The organism is Bradyrhizobium sp. (assembly GCF_019242285.1).
In the GTDB taxonomy this organism is placed as follows: domain Bacteria; phylum Pseudomonadota; class Alphaproteobacteria; order Rhizobiales; family Xanthobacteraceae; genus Bradyrhizobium.
In genome coordinates this window covers 1-5,028 of sequence record NZ_JAFAVV010000648.1, presented here as the reverse complement: position 1 = coordinate 5,028, position 5,028 = coordinate 1, and the positions used below count along the sequence as shown (strand labels likewise).

Here is a 5,028-nt window from a genome sequence, read left to right as displayed (position 1 = left end):
AATATTCACTCGCGCCCAGCTTCACCGACCTGGAGAAAGAGAACCGTCTATGTCGAGATTACCTGACTGAGCGCCCGATGTCAGGTGACCGACACCGATCATCCGGGCGTTTACCTTTGGTTTTAATTAAAAAACGATTGTCTCAAGCTCTGGACTAACGACCGGAACAATCCCACGCGCAATATCCTGGATTGGTCGCGTCCGGACCCCTAGGGCGCCCACCCGGTCGATGAGCGGCTCATTTCGACGCCGCGGAAACACGCCATACTGTCTTTCCGACATCATCGGCGATGAGGAGCGCGCCTTCCCTGTCAATCGCCAGCCCGACGGGCCTGCCGCGCGCTTCCCCTTGAGAATTGAGAAAGCCGGTGACCACGTCTTCAGCCATCCCGTTCGGATGACCCCCCTCGAACGGGATATAGACGACCTTGTAGCCGTTGAGGGTCTTTCGGTTCCAGCTGCCATGCTCGCCGACGAATGCGCCTCCCCGAAACCTCTCCGGAAGATTTGTCCCCGTGTAAAAGACCAATCCCAACGGAGCGACATGGGAGCTCAGCGCATAATCTGGAACGATAGCGCTTGCGACGAGATCGGGGCGCTGGGGCATCACACGTGGATCGAGGTGTTGACCGAAATAACTGTAGGGCCAACCATAGAAGCCCCCCTCCTTCACGGAGGTCATGTAGTCGGGCACGAGGTTGGGCCCGAGCTCGTCACGCTCATTCACCACGGTCCAGAGCGCGCCGGTCTGCGGTTCGAAGGTCAGTCCGTTCGGATTGCGCAATCCTGTGGCGAAGATACGAAATCGCCCTGAGGCCCTGTCCACCTCCCAGATGCAGGCGCGGTCCTTCTCAGCCTCCATGCCGTTCTCAGTGATGTTGCTGTTCGAGCCGACGCCGACATAGAGCAGGGATCCATCCTTGCTGGCGACCAAATCCTTTGTCCAATGGTGGTCGATCGGGCCGCCCGGCAATGGGGTCAAGGTGGTGCCCGGCTCGGTGATCTTCGTATCGCCGGGGTGATATGGATAGCGGATGATGGCGTCGGTGTCGGCGACGTAGAGATCGTTCCCGACCAAGGCCACGCCGAAGGGGGAGCTCAGATGGTCGAGGAAGATGCTTCTGACCTCGGTCGTCCCTGTGTCGTTGAGCCGCAGCAGCGTAATTCGATTGCTGCCTTGGTTTTCGCCGGCTGAAGTCGCCATCGATTCGATCCAACCCATAATGAGATCCTTAGGCCGCCTGATGCTGTGCAAATCCGGCGCCCGGGATTCGATAACCAATATGTCCCCGTTCGGAAGGACATGGAGCGAGCGGGGATGCTCCAGCCCAGTGGCGAGAGCCTGCACCTGCAGGCCTTGTGGCACGGTCGGCTTTTCGCCTTCCCTCCAGCCGACCACCCGCGCAATGTGGATCGGTGCCAACAGATACTGCTGAATGGGCGGCAGATCTGGATGCGCGCCGATCTCGGTGCGAGGATCGGGGTCGTCGCTGTTGCATCCAGCGAGCGCCAGGGCCAACAGCCAAATGGGTGCGAGATAGCGCGCCTTCGCCATTCGGCGAAGCCGGGGAGGTGTCATTCGGCAACTCCTACGCGATGGCGATAGACCAATGACCAGCCGAACCATCCGGTGAACAGCAGAATCGTGACGGATACGGCCGAAAGGATGAGGCCAGTCGGCACGACAGACGTCCAGGCATCGCGGCTGTGCACAAGTGCGTTGATGAACGAGAGCACCAAAACCACGGCATTGCCGAGAACATGCGGCCAGGCGGATTTCTGCTCGCGAATCAGGCGATTGCCCAGAAAATCGATCAGGCCCGCAATGCCGGCGATTACGCCGAGAATGACACCGACCGTGACCAGCCAGGCCGAGAAATCAGCCCACATCACGTCCATGGTCCGCCAATAGGCAAGATCGCTGAGCAAAGTTCCAACGAAGCAGGCGATCGGGAAAGGTACCAGCATCGGATGGATCGGATGCCTGGCGATCCTCAGCGTGGAGTGTAGGTCTCGCATGGCGTCGATCACTTCGTGGGCTGACATCATCGATGTGGCGGCAACGACGATGCCGGCTCGAAGTTCCGGGGGCGCGCCTTTGCTCATTGAGCTGCTTCGACCGGCGGGCGGCGATGCCGGGACCGGGCTGGGAACTCCGATCCCCGAGCGGGATTAATCAATACCAGCTCAAACATCGGTTTCTTTGGGAGGCTCAAATGGAGCGACGAAGCTTGGCTTTCATCGGCGGTATCGCGTTCTGCCTGACAAGCGGAGTGGCGCAGGCCGGTCCATGCGTACAAAAAGACGCGGGCTCTGGCCCCACCGTAGGGGCTAATGCGCAAACAAGCGCGACAGGTACTGCCACGCACGCCCATCCGCCGACGGCCGCGATGAACAGCATGACAAAGGGCAAGGCGACATCGTCCGAAGATGCGCAACGACAGGAGCAAGGCCAACCGACCGCGGCTCAACAGGCGATGGGCAGCAGCTCCAACCCCTCCAAGATGGGTGAGGAGCAAGGGCAGGCGAGCGCGACCGAGCAGGCGTTGGATACGGACGCCCAATCGGCGAAAATGGACCAGGGCTGTTGATTTTGCTCAAAGGTGGCACCCATTTTTTGAAAACGGATCCGCCGTCGCCGCGTCTGATCGCTTAGCGCTCTAAAGGTGGGGGCCCGCAGACCGGGCCCCCTTAGCGTGACATTAAAGGAGCGGCGCAAATGCCCGGCGCGGATGACCATGTCTATAAAATCTTGGAACTTGTCGGATCCTCGGAAAAAGGCATCGAGGATGCGATTCAGAACGCGATATCTCGCGCGTCCACGACTATTCGCGAGATGAAATGGTTCGAGGTCGTGCAAGTGAGGGGCCAGATCGACAATGGATCTGTTCGCCATTACCAAGTCATATTGCGTGTGGGGTTCACCCTGGAATATTGAGCCTCACTGTTGCCATCCGGCGCGGCGGAAAACATCTAAAAGAATGATGCGGCTCGCATTGAGGGTGGTATTCGTTCGCCGCTGAGCAAGCCCTGGTCCAAGGGAGCGTCGTCCCGATACGGAACACGAGCGCGAACTCAACTCACGCAACTTGAGGGATGCTGGCCCCGCCAAAGGTTCCATTTGTCGGAAACAGCCTGACCACGAAAGGTGAAATAAGAGCGTCCGTCGGAATCGCTCCGCTATAATGCGTCGGCGTTAAGCAATCAGCAATGTCGGTTTATCCTTCGCTTTGCGCCTCATTTTGTCGCAAATAGGGGCATCATGATCTAACGCTCAAAACGTGTGGGCGGCCTAGCGGTATCGTGCCACTCTTTCCGCGATCGCAGATGTTCTCGCAAGGTGGAACTACCGAAATCGCAATCACAACGAGATGGAGGTGAGGTTTCGCCCCGCGCCATGCCGGGCTGGGTTTCATCGGCTGACAGGGCACAGAACCTCGGCACACGAGCGCCACGACGGCGCTAGTTCCCGGCAAGACCGTTCTTCACCGCGGTAAAGGTCTTGACCAGCTGAGTGCCCATGGTCGTGGTGGCTGCGACGATCACGATTGAGATCAACGCTGCAATGAGCCCATACTCGATAGCTGTCGCTCCAGCCTCGTCGCGATAGAAGGAAACCGGACCAGGCCAGCGTCGGCGCGAAAAGATGATTTGCTTCATGGCCAAGTCTTTTCTGTTCCAACCCTAAGCTTCTCACGTCCAGTAATATTGAAACCCGTTTCACCGCCGTTAATAGGCATGAAAAACTGTTTCGTGTTCTCGATATACACTGCTAGTTTCGCAATTTGTGTCATCTTGAGGCAAATCCTGCTCGTGTGGTGAAACTTTTGTCAGGTCCATGCGAGAAGCATTCCACGTGACCGGGCGCCGTGAAATGCGGTCACGGATCGATTTCGAAGAAGATCTCCTCGTTTGACGCGAAGCGCGCCAGCACATCGGGGCCGAGGCAGGATCTTTTCGGGTCATCATCGATGAGGCCCGTGACCTGCGAGCGGTGGCAGGCGATGGCCGCTTGCTTGAGAGCAACCACGCGGGCGCCGTCGAAACGCCAACCTCGCGGCGCCTCCGTCACCAACTTCTCGGGAGGGAGATCACGCCCCCAGATGACATATTCGAAGAGACGCACTCGCGGCACCAGATCGACGGCTTTGCGCGCGATGTCATAGGCGGCCTGGTGGTCGACATGCGGATCGTGACGCCAAGTGGTAAAAAGAGCATTTGCTCTCGCTTTGCGGAGCTGCTCCGCGACAGCGCGGGCGGCGCTCTCCGCTTCAGGCCCTGATTTGGGGACATAGCGATCTGGAAGCTCGAGGCAGTTCAGGTCGGCACGGCGCAAACCCAGCAACGAGACCGCCTTACGCACCTCGCGCTTGCGCAGCTGCCGCAACCGTTCCCTCGGGTATTTGTTCGACCCGGGATGCGAGCCCGTACCGTCGGAGAGCACGACCACCTTGACGGACCGTTCTTTCGCCCGAGCGGCTGCTATCAGAGCGCCGCAACCCAGGCTCTCATCGTCAGGATGAGGCGCCACCACCACAGCGCCCCCTTCGCCCAAGAGATCATCGAGCGTTGCCGACGGAAAATTGCAAGCAGCGTCAAGGAAGCTCTGTGCGGACACCATGATTCCGGCTCCAGGAACGGATTGGTCGGTCTCGATCCAGCACCCCCCGCCATGCCCGACGAGACCCGATTAAACGCTGTCGCACCGCCACGGTTGCGCGACCGCCACCGTCATTGCTGGTTCACCACGCAACCGAAGGCTTTGCTGAGCGAGCGACTCGACCCTCGCTCGTGCTCACCGTCGCGCTTAATTGGCTTCGTGATTTGCGGGCAAGCGAACAGGCGAGGCACGGCGGCGCATTGCGCCCATGGGTGAACGGCGGCTAATCTGGCCACTGACCTCTCCGCGGAGAAGAGATCATGTGGAAATCCCTTTTACTCGGTGCGGCAATCGCGTGGGGGCTTCTAACCACAAGCGCCAACGGTGAAACGCTTAAATTACCGGAAAACCTCGTCGGTTTCAGCAGC

Annotated in this window: 6 protein-coding genes; 2 read left to right on the top strand and 4 right to left on the bottom strand. The window is 59.2% G+C overall.

Going from position 1 to position 5,028, the window contains the following annotated elements; all coding sequences use genetic code 11:
• Positions 1-238 precede the first annotated feature (238 nt).
• Together JOY90_RS26245 and JOY90_RS26240 are read right to left on the bottom strand one after the other, a co-directional pair.
• Positions 239-1,555 carry a sorbosone dehydrogenase family protein gene (locus JOY90_RS26245; protein WP_291694012.1) on the bottom strand — a complete coding sequence of 439 codons (1,317 nt, stop codon included), beginning with the start codon at positions 1,553-1,555 and terminating at the stop codon, positions 239-241.
• Positions 1,556-1,575: 20 nt separating this feature from the next.
• On the bottom strand, positions 1,576-2,019 hold the full coding sequence (locus tag JOY90_RS26240) for a DUF2231 domain-containing protein (protein ID WP_291694013.1): 444 nt from the start codon (positions 2,017-2,019) through the stop codon (positions 1,576-1,578).
• Between the two features lie 212 nt (positions 2,020-2,231).
• Between JOY90_RS26240 and JOY90_RS26235 the strand changes: the two genes are divergently transcribed.
• A complete protein-coding gene (locus JOY90_RS26235) occupies positions 2,232-2,591 on the top strand; it encodes a hypothetical protein (protein WP_291694011.1) in 360 nt (119 codons plus the stop codon).
• Positions 2,592-2,719: 128 nt separating this feature from the next.
• Positions 2,720-2,938: a dodecin gene (locus JOY90_RS26230; RefSeq protein ID WP_291694010.1), complete on the top strand. Its 219-nt coding sequence runs from the start codon at positions 2,720-2,722 to the stop codon at positions 2,936-2,938.
• Positions 2,939-3,462: 524 nt separating this feature from the next.
• Here the strand turns inward: JOY90_RS26230 and JOY90_RS26225 are convergent.
• Together JOY90_RS26225 and JOY90_RS26220 are read right to left on the bottom strand one after the other, a co-directional pair.
• A complete protein-coding gene (locus JOY90_RS26225) occupies positions 3,463-3,660 on the bottom strand; it encodes a Flp family type IVb pilin (RefSeq protein ID WP_291694009.1) in 198 nt (65 codons plus the stop codon).
• Between the two features lie 220 nt (positions 3,661-3,880).
• Positions 3,881-4,621, bottom strand: a complete 741-nt coding sequence (locus JOY90_RS26220; RefSeq protein WP_291694008.1) for a PIG-L deacetylase family protein — start codon at positions 4,619-4,621, stop codon at positions 3,881-3,883.
• Between the last annotated feature and the right edge of the window lie 407 nt (positions 4,622-5,028).